We start from the raw sequence: 13348 nt of genomic DNA, 5'->3' as shown, positions 1-13348 counted from the left end.
AGCATGCAGTCGGGTTTCAAGCTGGACAGCGTCCTGTCGCGGGGGCTGCTCGATGTATTGATCAAGGCGGGGCTGGTGGCCGCGCTGGTGATCTTCGCCTACCAGGTGTTCCAGCCGTTCCTCGAGCTGATGCTCTGGGCGGTGATCCTGGCGGTCACCCTGTACCCCTTGCAGCGCCGCCTGCTGCGCACGACGCGCCTGCGCCAGGGGCATGCGGCGACGCTGCTGGTGGTTCTGGTGCTGGTGGTGCTGCTGGTGCCGATCTACCTGGTGGTGGCGTCGATCGGCGAGTCGCTGGAAAGCCTGGTCGGGTTGCTCAAGAGCGGCGCTTGGAGCGTGCCGCCACCGCCGGACGCGGTGGCCGGCTGGCCGCTGCTCGGGACGAAGCTGCATGCCTTGTGGCTGGCCGCGTCGCAGAGCCTGAGCGGGGTACTCAACCACTACCTGCCCGACCTCAAGGGCGCCGGGCGCGTGGTGCTGGGCGCCGCCGCCAGCGCCGGCGGCGCCTTCTTGCTGTTCATCGGCGCGGTCCTGGTGTCCGGGGTGATCATGGCCTTCGGCGAGCAGGGCCAGCGGGCGGCGCAGCGCATCGCCACGCGCGTGTCGGGCGAGGCGCGCGGCAAGCCGATCGCCCAGCTGTGCACCGCGACCATCCGCGCCGTGGCCCAGGGGGTGATCGGCATCGCTTTCATCCAGATGCTGCTGATCGGCGTCGGTTTCGTGCTCAAGGGCGTGCCGGGGGCGGGCATGCTGGCCATCGTCGTCCTCATGCTGGGCATCGCCCAGGCGCCGGCGACCCTGGTCACCCTGCCGGTGATCGCCTATGTGTTCAGCACCGAGGGCTTCACTGCCATGACCATCCTGTTTGCCGTGTATACCTTCGTCGCCGGCCTGGCCGACAACGTGCTCAAGCCGCTGTTGCTGGGGCGCGGGGTGGATGTGCCGATGCCGGTGGTGCTGATCGGCGCCCTCGGCGGCATGGTGGCCAAGGGCGTCATCGGCTTGTTCCTCGGCCCGGTGATCCTGGCGGTGACCTACAACCTGTTCTGGCAGTGGGTCGACCAGCAGGTGCCCGAGCGCCCCGATGGGCCGGCGGCGTGAGCCCGCCGCGGCCATGGGCGGATCGTTGCGCCGCGGGGCGCTGAGCCTGTTGGCGATGCTTGCCGGTTGCACCCAGGTCGGCCCGGATTTCACCCCGCCGCAGGACCCGTGGCTGGCCGGCTGGCATACCCCGCTGCTGGCCCAGGCCACCGCCAGCGGCGCTGTCGACCTGCGCCAGTGGTGGGCGCTGTTCGCCGACCCGACCCTCGATGCGCTGATTGCCGAGGCCGATGCCCATAACGGCGACCTGCAGGTCGCCGGCTTGCGCATCGTCGAGGCTCGCGCGCAACTGGCCATCGTGCAGACCGGGCGCTACCCGCAGTTGCAGCAGTTGCGCGCCCAGAGCCTGTATCTCAAGCAGGACCAGTCCGCTAGCCCGAGTGCCCGCGATGCGGTGTTCTGGCAGTCGAGCCTGGGCTTCGAGGTTGCCTGGGAGATCGACTTCTGGGGCCGCTTCAGCCGCGCCATCGAGGCGGCCGACGCCGCCTATTTCGCTTCCCGGGCCAACCATGCCGATGCCCTGGTGCTGCTGCGCGCGCAGGTGGCCGACACCTATTTCGGCCTGCGCACCGCCGAGGCGCGGCTGGACATCGCCCGCGACAACGCCCGGCGCCAGGCGCGCAGCCTGCAGATCACCGAGCGCCTGTTCCGGCACGGCGAGAACGACGAGCTCGACTGGCAGCAGGCGCGCACCCAGCTGCTGGCCACCGAGGCGACCATTCCTGAGTTCGAGAACCAGCTCAACACCTTGCGCAACACACTGTGCGCCTTGCTCGGGCGCCCGCCCGGCGCGCTGCCGGAGCTGGCCACAGGCCATGGGCAGCTGCCGCTGCCGGATCGCGCGGTGCTGCGCGAGGTGCCCGCCGAGCTGCTGCGCCGGCGCCCGGACATCCGCGCCGCCGAGCAAGCGGTGGCGGCGCAGTCGGCGCTGGTCGGGGTGGCCGAGGCCGATCTGTACCCGCAACTGAGCCTGCTCGGCAGCCTGGGCTTGAGCCTGGTGTCGTCCAGTCGGCTGCCCGACAGCTTCGATATCGCCGCAGGGCCCGCGCTGCTGTGGAACCCGTTCGACCATGGCCGGCGCAAGAACGCCGTGCGGGTCGAGGACGCGCGCCTGCAGCAGTTGCTGACCCTGTACCACCAGCAGGTGCGCGACGCCGCGCGCGAGGCCGACGACGCCGCCAGCGGCCTGGTGCGTGCCTTGCAGAGCGCGGCCATTCGCGAGCGGGCGTCCCAGGCCGCGCAACGTTCGCTGGCGCTGGCCAGTGCGCAGTACCGCGAGGGCTTCGCCGATTTCCAGCGGGTGCTCGATGCCCAGCAGTTGCTGTTGCAGCAACAGGACGGCTACCTGGTCAGCCGTGGCAACGCGGTCAGCAGCCTGGTGGCCTTGTACAAGGCCCTCGGCGGCGGCTGGCAGCGCCAGGCCGCGGCCATCGACCGGCCAACCCGTGAACAGATGCAGCGGCGCACCGACTGGGGCGAGCTGCTCGATGAACAAGGTGAGCGCGAATGACTCAAGCCCAAGCCCCTGACCGGGGCATGCGCTGGATCCTCCTGGTGATTGCCGTGAGCCTGCTCTGGTACCTGCTGGCCGACCGCTTCACCCCCTATACCCAGCAGGCGCGCCTGCAGGCCTATGTGGTGGCGGTGAGCGCCGAGGTGGCTGGGCAGGTGCGACGGGTGGCGGTGGGCAACAACCAGCCGGTGCGGCGCGGTGAGCTGCTGTTCGAGCTGGACCCGGCGCAATACCACATCGCCCTGGCCCGGGCCGAGGCCGACTACGAGGCGGCGCGGCGCCAGGTGGGCGCCCACAGTGCCGGCATCGAGTCGGCCCAGGCCGCGCTGGCGGCGGCCGAGGCCAACGCTCGCAAGGCCCGCCAGGATGCCGAGCGCCTGCGGCGGTTGTATCAGGAGGATCCAGGCACGGTGTCGGTGCGCCGCCTGGAAGGTGCCCAGGCCAGCTACGAGCAGGCGCGCAGCCAGGTCGCCGCGGCCCGCGCCGAAGTCGAGCGGGCCAAGGAGCAGGAGGGCGGCAGCAGCGACGACAACGCCCAACTGCGCAGCGCTGCGGCCAACCTGGAGAAGGCCCGCCTGGACCTGGCGCGGACCCAGGTGCGCGCCGATGCCGACGGGCGCATCACCGACCTGCGGGTGGATGTCGGCCATTACGTCGGCGCCGGCAGCCCGGTGCTGACCCTGGTTGCCACCCATGACCTGTGGATCAGTGCCGACATGACCGAAAACAACCTCGGTCGCCTGCGCAGCGGCACGCCGGTGCTGGTGGTGCTCGATGGCCTGCCTGGAGCGGTGTGGCGCGGACGTATCCGCAGCATCGGCCAGGGTGTCAGCACCGGCCAGGCGCCGCCGCCAGGGCAACTGCCAACGGTGCAGAACAGTCGCGAGTGGTTGCGCTCGGCGCAGCGCTTCCCGGTGATCGTCGAACTCGACCCGGACCAGGCGCTGGAGGCCTCGCAGTTGCGGGTCGGTGGCCAGGCCGAGGTGATGGCGCTGCCGGGGCAGGGCAATCCGCTGAACCTGCTGGGGCGCGTGTTCATGGCCGTGATGAGCTGGTTGTCTTATGCCTATTGAGCTGCGCCGGCGACGGGCCTGGCGCTTGGCCTGGGGCGCGGCGCTGAGCCTGGCGGCGAGCTTCGGCATGGGCCTGCCGGTACCGATCCTGGCGCCGGTGCTGTGCGTGCTGTTGCTGGCCATGCGCACGGCGGCCTTGCCGTTGCGCCTGGCGCCGGTGCTGGCGGTGCTGGTGCTGTTGAGCTGCGGCAGTGGCCTGCTGCTGATTCCGCTGCTGCGCCATGCGCCGCTGACCGGTGTGCTGCTGGTGGCGTTGGGGCTGTTCTGGGTGTTTCGCTATGCCCAGCGCGGTGGCAACGGTTTGCTGGCCAACCTGCTGGTGATCGGCCTGACCTTGGTTGCTGGCGCAGGCACCCGCGATTTCGAGTTGGCGTTGTCGGTGGTCGAGGCCATGGCCAAGGGCATGTTGCTGGCGGTGCTGTGCACCGCCGTGGCCCACGGGCTGTGCCCGGAGCCTGCGCATGCCCCCGCGCCCGCCCAGGCGCCCAGCGTGGTGGCGGACGCCGGCTGGATTGCCTTGCGTGCCACCTTGATCGTGATGCCGGCCTTCCTGCTGGCGCTGGTGGCGCCGGATCGCTTCATGCCGCTGATCATGAAGGCGGTGAGCCTGGGGCAGCAGGTCGATGGCACCGAGGCGCGCCAGGCGGCCCGCGAACTGGTGGGCTCGACGCTGCTGGCCGGGGGCCTGGCGATGCTGCTGTGGGGGGCGTTGAGCCTGTTCGTGCACCTGTGGATGCTGTTTCTCTGGGTGCTGCTGGCTGCGCTGTGGCAGGCGCGGCGCCTGCAACGGCTGGTGGCGACCCGGCACAGCCCGGCGTACTGGGTCAGTTGCCTGACGACCTTGTTGATTCTGCTCGGGCAGTCGGTGCAGGACAGCCTGGCGGGGCAGGATGTGTATCGCGCGTTTGCCGTGCGGCTGGGGTTGTTCGTGCTGGTGTCGTTGTATGCCAGTGTGATGTTGGTGTGGATCGATGGGCGTAGGCGGGGGGTGGGGGGGTGACAGTGGCGCTCAGCCGCGCGTCGAGCGCGCATTCGCCGCGACGTCTGTCACCTCTTGCGGCTGCTCCGCGCGCAACAAGGCCAGTCGACGCTGTTCATACGCTTGCAGGCTCAACCCCTGGCGCTGCAGGGCTTCAAGCTGCAGCTGGCGGCTTTCCTCGGCGCTGTAGGGACGCAGTTCGGGGTGGTTGGCACAGCCACTAAGCACGGCAATGCCGAGTGCGGTCAGGACGGCAAGCAGCAGGCGGGCGCTGGTATTCATCGGGACGCTTCCGGGGTTCAGGATTCAGGGGCCGAATCGATGAACCTAGGTTATTGCCCAAGGCCAAGCCTGAGAAATTGCTGTGCTTGATAGTGACTATCGAGCTGGGCGTGAAAGCGCCAGCGGGATGTCCCGCGCTGCCTGCTTCGCCAGCTAGGCTGGCGCCTACAGGCCGCAGGACGGCGCGGTCGCGGTAGGCGCCGGCCTTGCCGACGAACACCGGCGCAGCCGGTGCCATGCTGCGCAGTGGCTTAGAACCGGTAGTTCACGCTGGCCTCGAGCGTCCGTGGCGCTCCGGGGGTGATCAGATCCACCGAACCATGGGCCGAGGCATAGTAGTCGCGATCGAAGGCGTTCTTCAGGCGCAACGCCGCGTCCCAGTGCTCCACGCTGTACAGCAATGCGGCATCGAACGTGGTGTAGCCGGGCATCACCACCTGGTTGTCCAGCGCCGTGTAGCGTTCGTCCACATAGTTGGCGCCCGCGGCCACGCGCCATTCAGGGGTGAGGGTGCGCACCAGCCAGACGTTGGCGCTGTTGCGTGGGGTCAGGGTCGGTACCTGGCCCTCGTTGGCCACGCCGTTGGTCTTGCTGTTGGACTTGGTGATCTCGGCGTCGAGGAAGGCATAGCCGGCATAGATCTGCCACTTGTCGCTCAACTGCCCGCTGAGGGTGGCCTCGAAACCGTCGGTGCGTTGTTCACCGGCCAGGATGGTGAGGTTGGGATTGCTCGGGTCGGCGGTCTTCATGTTGGTGCGTTCGAGGCGGAACACCGCAGCGGTCAGCGACAGGCGACTGTCGAGCAGGTCCCATTTGGCGCCCACCTCGTAGTTGGTGGTCTCCTCGGGTTCCAGGCCGGCATTGGTCGGCGATACCGCGAACACCTCGCCTGAAGGCTGGTAGCTGCGGCTGACCGACACGTAGTAGGACTGCACCTGGTCAGGCTGGTAGACCAGGCCGGCGCGTGGGCTCCAGGTCTTGTCGGTGCGATCGAGGTCGACGTTCTGCACCCGGGCGTCGTTGTACTCCTGGCCGAAGATGTCGTAGCGCACGCCCAGCAGCGCCTTCCACTGCGAGCTCAGCTCGATCAGGTCCTGCACGTAGAAGCCGCTGGTCTGCTGGTAGTTGGTGCCTTCGGAGGACAGGTTGGCGGCGTGTTCCGGCACTGCCACCAGGGCGTCGCGGTACACCGGCACACGCGCGACGTTGTTCTGGCTGTAGACACGCTGGTATTTGTCCTGGAAACCGACCTCCACACCATACAGCAGGTTGTGCTGCATGCCGGCCAGTTGCGCCTGCTGCTTGAGCTCGGTCTGGTTGAACACCCCGGACTCGTCGCGGGCCACGTTGCCGCGATTGAGCTTGACCAGCAGTTCACCGTCGGGCGCGGTGACGAAGCGTGTCGGGCTGCTGTCGGCCAGGGTGTTGTTGCGGTCCAGGTCGTAGCGGTAGTAGCGGCTGGTGTTGCTCAGGGTGAACGCGTCGTTGATGCGGTAGTCCAGGCTGGCGGTAAACGAGAACACTTCGCTGCGGGCGTAGTCCTGGGAGGCGTTGCCCGAGCCGAAGCGTTTGTCGCGGCTGACGTCCACTGGACGGTTGCCCAGTGCGGGGATGCCGAAGTCGATCAGGCGCTTGTCGTACAGGTAGGTGGCGCCGAGGTTCAGTTCCAGGTCGTCGGATAGCTTGAAGTAAGCCGAAGGGGCGATGGCCTTGCGGTCGATGTAGCCGTCGTCGCGGAAAGTGTCGCTGTCTTCGAAGGCGCCGGTGACCCGATATGCCTGATTGCCCTGCGGGTCGGCCCAGCCGCTGTCGAACTGGGTGCGGCGCTTGCCCTCGCTGTCGAAGCTCACGCCGACTTCCTGCTTGGGGGCGAAGCCCGGTTTCTTGCTGATGCTGTTGATCAGCCCGCCCGACGAGCCCCGGCCATAGAGGACGGCGGCCGGGCCCTTGATCACCTCGACCCGCTCGACGTTGGACAGGTCGCGAAAGTACAGGGCGTCGTCGCGGATGCCATCGACGTACATGTCGCCAATGGCGCTGAAGCCGCGGATGGTCACCTGGTCGCGCTGGCCGTCGCCGTTGGACAGGCCGACACCGGGCACGTTCTTGAGCACGTCTTCCATGGATTGGGCGCCTTGGTCCTTGATCACGCTCTCGGGCACCACGTTGACGGTCTGCGGGATATCGCGCAGCGGCGCGTCGATCTTCAGCGCGCTCCTGCTCTCGCTGGCCTTGTAGCTTTGCTGTTCGTAGGCGCTGGTTACCGGGGTCGCGGGGAGGGCCAGCGGGGCCTGGCTTTCAGCGTGGACGGCAGGGATCACTAGCAGGCCCAGCACCGACAGGGAGGCTGGGGCAACAGACTTTTTTGCCATGGAATGCGACTCATTTGTTGTTATGAGGCGCGAATGGTAATTCTTCTCAAGTGTAAAGCAAGTGTAAAGGATACATATTCATAAAAATATTTTGTTTGTGTCGTTGGTATTCATATGAATGTTATTCGGGCAGCGAGAGCCTTGCAGTGCATTCGGCGAACACCCACCCTCACGCACCTTGCAGAACACGGCTTCAACGCGGCATATACCCCAACTGCCACGCCCGCGGCACGAACAGTGTCACCAACGCCAACACACACGCCAGGCCGCTGCTGGCTGCCAGCGCCAGCAAGCCTAGCCGCAGCTCCAGCCAGGCACCCAGCGCCGCCCCGAGCAACATGCCGCTCCAGGGCACCAACTGCACCCGCCAGCCATGGCGCCGCTCGCCCAGCAGCCAACGCCCCAGGCCACGGCCAAAGCGCGACAGCGCACCGGTGACGTAGGTCAGCCCGATGGGCAGGCCGTTCACTTGCTCGACCACGGCATTGAGCATGCCCATGGCCAGGATCGCCGCCACCAGCGCCGGCAGCGACAGGCTCGACGGCCAGGCCGCGGCACCGGCCAGCAGGGCCGCGACCACCAGCAACAGGGGCGAGGCACGCCGCCCAAAGCGCCGGGCCAGCAGCACGCCGAGGGCGTTGCCCAGCACGAAACTCAGGATCGCCAGGGCCAGGCGCGCCATCAGCGCCAGGTCCGCCTGGCTGATCGCCACCGCCAGGCGGGTGGTGTTACCGCTCATGAACGAAACGAAGTCGCCCAGCGCCAGCAGGCCAATGGCATCGGTCATTCCTGCCAGCACCGACAAGCCCGCCACCAGCCCCAGGCCGACCCGCCCACGCAAGATTTGCAGCCTGGCCCGGCGGGCGCTGTGCAGGGAAGGGGCGGTGGGCAACATGAGCAAGGTCTCCGTGATCGGGATCTCGATGTTATACCCGCAGTCAGGCCTGGCGCATGACCTTGCGCATGACCACGCAGGGCAGTTCGAGCCCGAACGGCGAGCTTCACGGCTGGTCAAGCCTCCGCGAACGTGCCGGTACGCACCGCGCCACCGCGCTGGTAGCGGGTAATCAGCACGCCGCTGGGCGAGGCGACCGACTCCACCAGGGTGAACGCCGCGGCCTGGGCGTCATCGCCGAACAGGCGCTTGCCGCGGCCGAGCAGCAGCGGGTGTACCAGCAGGTACAGTTCGTCCACCAGCCCGGCGGCCAATAGCTGGCGCACCAGTTCGCCGCTGCCCTGGGTCAGCAGGGGTGGGCCGTCTTGCTGCTTGAGCGCTTGCACCGCCTTGGGTACATCGGTACCAAGGGCATGGCTGTTGTGCCAGCCTACCGAGCCGGGGTGGTGGGTGGCAACGTGCTTGGCCACGCCATTGAGCAGGTCGGCCATGGGCCGGTTTTCCGAGTCGCTCCTGACCTGCGGCCAGTAGCCGGCGAAGATGTCGTAGGTGCGCCGCCCCAGCAGCAGTTCGAAGGGTTGGCTGAACAGGGCTTGCATGGCCTGGCCGAAGACCTCGTCGGCGTAGGGCGGCAGCCAGCCGCCGTGCCTGAAACCGCCGCTGGTGTCTTCCTGCGGGCCGCCGGGGGCCTGCATGACGCCGTCCAGGGTGATGAAGGCGGCAACGATGAGCTTGCGCATGGGGAGTGCTCCGCGGGTGGATGTGCTGGGTAGTCGAACGGTGCGGGCTGGAATCGACAGGAACCTTGAACGATAGCCTGGGCTCAACCGTTGCACGGGACTGACCGCGGAGGTGGACGATGGACAAGGTGACAGGGCGCTGCCTGTGTGGGCAGCTAAGCATCGAGGCGTGCGGCGAGCCACGGCGGGTCGGGCTGTGCCATTGCCTGGATTGCCGCAAGCACCATGGCGCGTTGTTCGGCGCTTCGGCGATGTTCGCCGAGGGTGCCGTGCAGGTCACCGGCGAGGCGACGACTTATGCGGGCAGGCATTTTTGCCCGCGGTGCGGGTCGTCGGTGTTCGCCCGCAGCGGCGATGAAGTGGAGGTGCACCTTGGCGCGCTGGATGAGCCTGACCGCTTCAGGCCGACCTACGAGCTGTGGGTGATACGGCGGGAGGCCTGGTTGCCGGCGTTCGCCGGCATGGCGCGGTTCGAGCGCGACCGGCCGGCTCCTTAGGCGCCAGCTCGCTGGCGAACCAGGCGACCCGGTGGATGGCACCGGCCCTGCCGGTGTTCGCCGGCAAGGCCGGCTCCTACGGCGACCGCGCCAGGGCCAATGGCTGGCCCTGCCGGTGTTGGCTGGCCCAGGGCGGGCGTTACAGCCAGTAAGTCACCGCCCACCAACCCAGGCCACCCATGACCAGGGTATAGGGCAAGGCCATCCACACCATCCGCCCATACGACAGGCGAATCAGCGGTGCGATCGCCGAGGTCAGCAGGAACAGGAACGCCGCCTGGCCATTGGGCGTGGCCACGCTGGGCAAATTGGTGCCGGTGTTGATCGCCACCGCCAGGGTCTCGAAGTGCTCGCGGCTCATCGCGCCGTTGACGAACGCCTGCTTGACCTCGGTGATGTAGATGGTGGCGACGAACACATTGTCGCTGATCGCCGACAGCAGGCCGTTGGCCAGGTACAGCATGCCCGGCTGCTGCTCGCTGGGCAGCGCCAGCACCCAGGCGATCAGCGGGCTGAACAGTTGCTGCTGGTGGATCACCGCGACCACGGCGAAGAACACCACCAGCAGCGCGGTGAACGGCATGGCGTCCTGGAACGCTCGGCCCAGGCGGTGCTCGTCGGTGATGCCGGTGAAGGCGGTGATCAGCACGATCACCAACAGGCCGATCAGCCCGACCTCGGCGATGTGCAGGCCCAGGCAGACGATCAGGATCAGTGCGGCCAAGCCCTGCACCACCAGGGCCACGCGCTGGGCCTGGGTGCGCGCGGCATCGTCCTCGGCGGCGTAGGCGGCCAGCACCTGGCGCACCGGCTCGGGCATCAGCGTGCCGTAGCCGAACAGGCGCAGCTTTTCCAGCAGTACGCAGGTGACCAGGCCCGCGGCCAGTACCGGCATCGACACCGGGGCGACCTGGTGGAAGAACTCGGCGAAGTGCCAACCCATTTCATGGCCGATCAGCAGGTTTTGCGGCTCGCCCACCAGGGTGCACACGCCACCCAGCGCCGTGCCCACCGCACCGTGCATCAGCAGGCTGCGCAGGAAGGCACGGAACTGCTCGAGGTCTTCACGGTGCAATTGAGGGATGTGCTGGTCGCTGTCCAGCGCGCTGTCTTCGCGTGGGTTGCTGCCGGAGGCGACGCGGTGGTACACGGCGTAGAAGCCCACCGCCGCGCTGATGATCACCGCGGTCACGGTCAGGGCGTCGAGGAACGCCGACAAAAACGCCGACAGCACGCAGAACAGCAGGGCCAGCATGGCCTTGCTGCGCACGCCGAGGAGGATCCGCGAGAACAGATACAGCAGCAGTTCCTTCATGAAGTGGATGCCGGCGACCATGAACATCAGCAGCAGGATCACCGGGAAGTTGTGCTGCAGCTCTTCATACAGGGCCTCGGGCGTGGTCATGCGCAGCGCCAGCGCCTCCAGCAGCAGCAGGCCACCGGGCATCAACGGGTAGCACTTGAGCGCCATGCCGAGGGTGAAAATGAACTCGATCACCAGCACCCAGCCGGTGACGACCGGGCCAAGGGTCGCCAGCAGCAACGGGTTGAGGAGCAGGAACAGGCAGATGACGGCCTTGTACCAACGCGGCGACTGGCCCAAAAAGCTGTGGGCGAGGGCGCCGGTCAGGGAACGGGACATGAATTTGTATCCTTTTGATTCAGCAGTGGCGCAAGGTGCCCCATCAGGGCGCGGGGTGCAAGGGATCCAGTCCCGCTTTTGGCACATGCGCGGCCTTGCGGGTGCGCTAAGATTCTGACTTGTGAATCCTTTCCCCAATGGAGTGCCGTCCGTGACCGAATACACCGCGTTCAAGGTTGAACTGACCGACAACATCGCCCACGTACAGATCAACCGCCCGGAAAAGATCAACGCCATGAATGCTGCGTTCTGGGAGGAAATCGTCGAGATTTTCCAGTGGATCGACGATACCGATGCGGTGCGCGCGGTGGTGATCAGCGGCGCCGGCAAGCATTTCTCCTCTGGCATCGACCTGATGATGCTGGCCTCCCTGGCTCAGCAACTGGGCAAGGACACCGGCCGTAACGCCCGGGTGCTGCGCCGTACCATCTTGCGCCTGCAAAGCTCGTTCAACGCCGTGGACAACTGCCGCAAGCCGGTGCTGGCGGCGATCCAGGGCTACTGCATCGGCGGCGCCATCGACCTGATTTCGGCGTGCGACATGCGCTATTGCGCCAGCGACGCGCAGTTCTCGATCAAGGAAATCGACATGGGCATGGCTGCTGATGTCGGCACCTTGCAACGTTTGCCGCGTATCATCGGCGACGGCATCCTGCGCGAGCTGGCGTTCACCGGACGCATGGTCGATGCCCAGGAGGCGTTGCGCATTGGCCTGGTCAACCGCGTCTATGATGACCAGGCGGCGCTGCTGGACGGGGTCTTTGCCATCGCCCGCGAGATTGCCGCAAAATCGCCGATTGCCGTGGCCGGCACCAAGGAGATGCTCAGCTACATGCGCGACCATCGCATCGACGATGGCCTGGAATACATCGCCACCTGGAACGCCGCCATGCTGCAGTCCGAAGACCTGCGGGTGGCCGTGGCCGCCCACATGAGCAAACAGCAACCGACGTTCGCCGACTGACCGGGTTGGCGGGCGCCTTTTAGGCTCTGTACGAAAAGCCTTGATACTCGTTCATGCTGCGTTGAAAACCGCCTCGCAATGCTCATGTACTCCAGTACACTGCGCTTGCTCGGCTGTTTTCGCCTTGCCTGACCTTCGTCTCAAGACTGTTCATACAGAGCCTAGGAACCCGAACCATGTCAGCACGCTGGACAACCGCAGTACTCGACCCGCAGATCACCGGGGGGCTCGCCGTCGCCCGTAGCCCGGAAGGGTTTTTGATGGACGGCAACGGCGCGCTGTTCCCCCGCGAGTGGCTCAAGCGCCAGGATCTCGATGTGCTGTGCGAGCACGGCATCGGTCACTTCGACGGCCAGCCGGTGTTCCTGCTCGAACTGCGCGGCGCCACTGAAGTCCCGGGTTGTGCCTGGCAGGGGCTGCGTCGGTTCATGCTCGAAGGTGACTTCGACACCTACAGGGTGCTGGGTTATGCCGCGCAGATTGGCACCTGGGCCCGCGAGCATCGCTTTTGCGGCAGCTGCGGCCAGGCGATGACGCAGATTCGCTGGGAGCGTGCGATGTATTGCCAGGCCTGCGACTTGCGCAGCTACCCGCGTATTTCGCCGAGCATGATCGTGCTCATCACCCGCGGCGACGAGGTGCTGCTGGCGCGTTCGCCACGCTTTGTCAGTGGGGTCTACAGCACCCTGGCCGGCTTTGCCGAACCGGGTGAATCGGCGGAGGAGTGCCTGGTGCGCGAGGTGCGTGAAGAGGTGGCGGTCGAGGTGAAGAACATTCAGTACGTGGGCAGCCAGTGCTGGCCGTTTCCGCATTCGATGATGCTTGGGTTTCATGCCGAGTATGCGGGGGGGGAGATTGTCATGCAGGCGGATGAGATCGAGGATGCGCAGTGGTTCAGTGTTCACGACTTGCCGCCGTTGCCGGCGGGGCGGTCGATTGCGCGGTATCTGATCGATCTGTATGTGGCGCGGCGGTTGGGGTTGGTGGAGCCTGTTTTGCCTGCCTGATGCTGGTTTGGTTGTTGTGTTGGTGGTTTTGATGGGGGGCGCATTCATTTGCGATGTAGACGCGTAGTCAATGAATGCGCATATAACTTTCAAAACCCACGTTCTGGAAGTCAAAGTCAAAGTCAAAGTCAAAGTCAAAGCTAAAGTCGGTAGGCGTGGGTATTCACAGATGTAAGTGCATTCATTTGCTATATCGACGCTTAGTCACCTTTCCGCCCTTACGGCCATCCCTTTCAAGGTCTTCGGTAGAATCCGCTGAAATCCAGTCAGGAAGACCCGAGCG

12 protein-coding genes are annotated in these 13348 nt (G+C 66.5%); 7 read left to right on the top strand and 5 right to left on the bottom strand.

Features of this window, described 5'->3' with window-relative positions; all coding sequences use genetic code 11:
* Nucleotides 1-3: 3 nt before the first annotated feature.
* Genes NJG22_RS13780 through NJG22_RS13765 form a run of 4 tightly spaced genes read left to right on the top strand, consistent with a single transcriptional unit; the run spans nucleotide 4 to nucleotide 4687 of the window.
* Nucleotides 4-1101 carry an AI-2E family transporter gene (locus NJG22_RS13780; RefSeq protein WP_253095220.1) on the top strand — a complete coding sequence of 366 codons (1098 nt, stop codon included), beginning with the start codon at nucleotides 4-6 and terminating at the stop codon, nucleotides 1099-1101.
* Between the two features lie 13 nt (nucleotides 1102-1114).
* A complete protein-coding gene (locus NJG22_RS13775) occupies nucleotides 1115-2611 on the top strand; it encodes an efflux transporter outer membrane subunit (RefSeq protein WP_253095415.1) in 1497 nt (498 codons plus the stop codon).
* The gene (locus NJG22_RS13770) at nucleotides 2608-3687 is read left to right on the top strand and encodes an HlyD family secretion protein (protein WP_253095218.1); all 1080 of its coding nucleotides are present in this window, start codon (nucleotides 2608-2610) and stop codon (nucleotides 3685-3687) included. The genes NJG22_RS13775 and NJG22_RS13770 overlap by 4 nt, the downstream gene beginning before the upstream one ends.
* Complete coding sequence (locus NJG22_RS13765) at nucleotides 3677-4687, top strand: DUF2955 domain-containing protein (RefSeq protein WP_253095216.1); 1011 nt, start codon at nucleotides 3677-3679, stop codon at nucleotides 4685-4687. The genes NJG22_RS13770 and NJG22_RS13765 overlap by 11 nt, the downstream gene beginning before the upstream one ends.
* 9 nt (nucleotides 4688-4696) lie before the next feature.
* On the opposite strand, the gene NJG22_RS13760 is transcribed toward NJG22_RS13765, so the two are convergent.
* The 4 genes from NJG22_RS13760 to NJG22_RS13745 form a co-directional block, all read right to left on the bottom strand.
* Nucleotides 4697-4948, bottom strand: coding sequence for a hypothetical protein (locus NJG22_RS13760; protein WP_253095214.1), 252 nt, complete (start codon nucleotides 4946-4948; stop codon nucleotides 4697-4699).
* 251 nt (nucleotides 4949-5199) lie between these two features.
* On the bottom strand, nucleotides 5200-7320 hold the full coding sequence (locus NJG22_RS13755; RefSeq protein ID WP_253095212.1) for a TonB-dependent siderophore receptor: 2121 nt from the start codon (nucleotides 7318-7320) through the stop codon (nucleotides 5200-5202).
* A 193-nt stretch (nucleotides 7321-7513) separates the two neighbouring features.
* A complete protein-coding gene (locus tag NJG22_RS13750) occupies nucleotides 7514-8215 on the bottom strand; it encodes a YoaK family protein (protein WP_253095211.1) in 702 nt (233 codons plus the stop codon).
* Between the two features lie 116 nt (nucleotides 8216-8331).
* Nucleotides 8332-8955 (bottom strand): dihydrofolate reductase family protein, encoded by a 624-nt coding sequence (locus NJG22_RS13745; protein ID WP_253095209.1) that lies wholly within the window; start codon nucleotides 8953-8955, stop codon nucleotides 8332-8334.
* Between the two features lie 119 nt (nucleotides 8956-9074).
* Here NJG22_RS13745 and NJG22_RS13740 point away from each other — a divergent pair, with 119 nt between their 5' ends.
* Nucleotides 9075-9452, top strand: a complete 378-nt coding sequence (locus NJG22_RS13740) for a GFA family protein (protein WP_253095207.1) — start codon at nucleotides 9075-9077, stop codon at nucleotides 9450-9452.
* 139 nt (nucleotides 9453-9591) lie between these two features.
* Here NJG22_RS13740 and nhaB read toward each other — a convergent pair whose 3' ends face one another.
* A complete protein-coding gene (nhaB, locus tag NJG22_RS13735) occupies nucleotides 9592-11094 on the bottom strand; it encodes a sodium/proton antiporter NhaB (protein ID WP_253095205.1) in 1503 nt (500 codons plus the stop codon).
* A gap of 151 nt (nucleotides 11095-11245) precedes the next feature.
* Here nhaB and NJG22_RS13730 point away from each other — a divergent pair, with 151 nt between their 5' ends.
* Both NJG22_RS13730 and nudC read left to right on the top strand, forming a co-directional pair.
* Complete coding sequence (locus NJG22_RS13730) at nucleotides 11246-12058, top strand: crotonase/enoyl-CoA hydratase family protein (protein ID WP_253095203.1); 813 nt, start codon at nucleotides 11246-11248, stop codon at nucleotides 12056-12058.
* A 176-nt stretch (nucleotides 12059-12234) separates the two neighbouring features.
* Nucleotides 12235-13065 (top strand): NAD(+) diphosphatase, encoded by an 831-nt coding sequence (gene nudC / locus NJG22_RS13725; protein ID WP_253095201.1) that lies wholly within the window; start codon nucleotides 12235-12237, stop codon nucleotides 13063-13065.
* Nucleotides 13066-13348 lie beyond the last annotated feature (283 nt).

Origin of the sequence: Pseudomonas sp. VA159-2 (assembly GCF_024126635.1) — a bacterium.
Lineage (GTDB): Bacteria > Pseudomonadota > Gammaproteobacteria > Pseudomonadales > Pseudomonadaceae > Aquipseudomonas > Aquipseudomonas muyukensis.
This window is presented reverse-complemented; position numbering and strand designations above follow the sequence as displayed.